At 45.9% G+C, this 2,167-nt stretch carries 1 protein-coding gene and 1 pseudogene; one reads left to right on the top strand and one right to left on the bottom strand.

The genetic code is table 11. The annotated features are described in order from the left end of the window. Nucleotides 1–147: 147 nt before the first annotated feature. Nucleotides 148–1,962, bottom strand: a complete 1,815-nt coding sequence (locus tag V3S16_RS00210; RefSeq protein ID WP_413882655.1) for a transposase — start codon at nucleotides 1,960–1,962, stop codon at nucleotides 148–150. Between the two features lie 88 nt (nucleotides 1,963–2,050). Between V3S16_RS00210 and V3S16_RS00205 the strand changes: the two are divergent. Then, a pseudogene (locus V3S16_RS00205) lies at nucleotides 2,051–2,167 on the top strand (IS1 family transposase); the annotation flags it as partial.

Here is a 2,167-nt window from a genome sequence, read left to right as displayed (position 1 = left end):
GCATTTTGTCTGAAAGGAGGTGTTTTTATTTAGAATCTAAGCCCTTTCTTCTCAAACATCTTCGAGCATTCGTCATGAACCTTTTATTCTTCAGCGCTCTCCCAACGGGAAGCGAAAACCTAAACAAAAAAGGCAGTACCGCAAAAGTCACCCGGGCGGTTTGCCAGATGGCAATCGAAGCCATCGTTCTTTCAAATCTTGAAGTTGCTTCCGAGACTGTTTGACTGACCGGGTGTGTAATCGAAAACGGTCTCGGTGAGAGCAAACACGTATGCGCTCTTTTTTATACTCGTCATGGTCAACAGTCGAAATGGCCGCCACTGTTTTGGTTAATGAATCAGGTCGGGGTATCAACTCCCAGGCACCTGAGCGCTGGATGAGCCGCCGAGTACCCCCTTTTTGTCCTGTTGTGCGCAACAATTGCTGGTTGAGACCGCGAAATTCGCTCTCCCGATCATTGTTAGTGCGTGGCAAATTGGGTGTGTCATAGGTATGAAACAGTCCCGATTGATAATTTTCGGTGGTTTTTGTTATCTGTTCGACAAATTCTGTCAAAATATCATTTCCTTGACTTTGTTGTTCCATAAGACGTAGGTGGGATTGCAGTTTTTCTTTAACTTGCTCTCCTGTGCGAACAGGTTTATCTTCCGGGTCTAATAAGTCGGAAATTTGGCGCAACCAATCAAATCCTTGTCGCACATGAAGATAATCTTCCTGATGGGCAACCAGAGATTGTTCGATCCCCTGCTGTAATTGTGTTAGACAAGGCGTTGGCATATGCACAGTCATCTCTCCCAGGCAATCTGATACTTCACGCAACTGCTCGTGCATTTCAACCCCTGCCAGCCGAAAAGGAGGACGCCCTTTGAGCGTTAACAGGTAACGAACTCGTCGCTTGCAAGCTGTTTCTATCTCTTCTTGCTCTTGACGTGCCAGAGCGCGTTGTTTATCTTCCTCCGTTTTTACACCGTCTGGGGTATCTTTTCTATCTTCTGTCTCTTCTACCTTCTCTACATTTTCCACCTTGTCCGCCATCAATGGCTCATCTTTTATGACCGCAGAAACGTCTTTAGTCGGCAATACGTTGTTTACCAGTGTTGGCAACAATCCGGTAACTGTTAAGACACCCGGACGTTCAACCTGTTCTGGTCGGATTAACTCGCCCACTTCTGCACGCACCTGTTTACGCAGGCTGACTTTCATCGCTTCATCCCTTGTAGCTACGGGCACGGCGATATTCTTCAGGTAATGGCTGTGACAATAACCATGCGCTGCCTGGGGGAAAATGCTTTTTATCGCTGGTAACAATCCCCGTTGTTTATCGCTCATCACAGCCACAACTCGTAACTTGGCCTCGACTATTGGCTTTAAGAAGTTCTCAAATGCCACCTGACTTTGTTCGCTCATCCAACCGCTTCGCAGTGTCTTGCCTGTTCGCAGTTCCCGTATCAACCATAATTGTGGCTCTCCCCCTTCTGGGGCTAATCCGTCCAATGTCAATACTAACCCCATCTCTTTAGAAACATGGACTAAATCTTCCCATGAATCCCGCTCATGACAGGCTAATAAGGGCAGATATTGGTATGTATACAGATAGCGCACTTGCGACTCGCTGATTTGTAGATGCTTGACCAACCCATTGTGTATCTCATTGAAGTTTTGATGCCATGTTTGTCGTTGCCAGCCGATATTGGCTATCACATCATAGCCATAAGTGCCGTGAAGTGGCGCTATCTGTTGCCATCCCGCTGACCGTAAATTTGTACCCTGCCCATCACAGTCTGGATTTAGACATCGTTTGGGACAATAGGCTATTTTCATCACTGATTCCATCGTCTGCACAATTTTACGTCCATTCGTATATTCTTCTTGCACCAACAGCCGGCCACAAATCGAGCATGTTTCCAGTTCATATGTGTACGTTTTGGATATTTGCGGATATAGTTGCTTTGGGGTTCTCATGGTTATTACCTCTTTTGTCAACTGATTTGAAGTAGTTTGCCAGGAGAATCCTTTTTATCCAAATCTATTTACCAGTGGACTTTTGCGGTACTGCGATTTTTGGGATACTTACCAAAAAGTGTTTTCATCAGAGACGCATCAATCGGTAGGCAAAGAGAGCGGTGAGACAAATCACGTTGAACGTTGGAATTGTACCTTGCACCAG

This window comes from Candidatus Desulfatibia sp. (assembly GCF_036446775.1).
GTDB lineage: Bacteria > Desulfobacterota > Desulfobacteria > Desulfobacterales > UBA11574 > Desulfatibia_A.
This window is presented reverse-complemented; position numbering and strand designations above follow the sequence as displayed.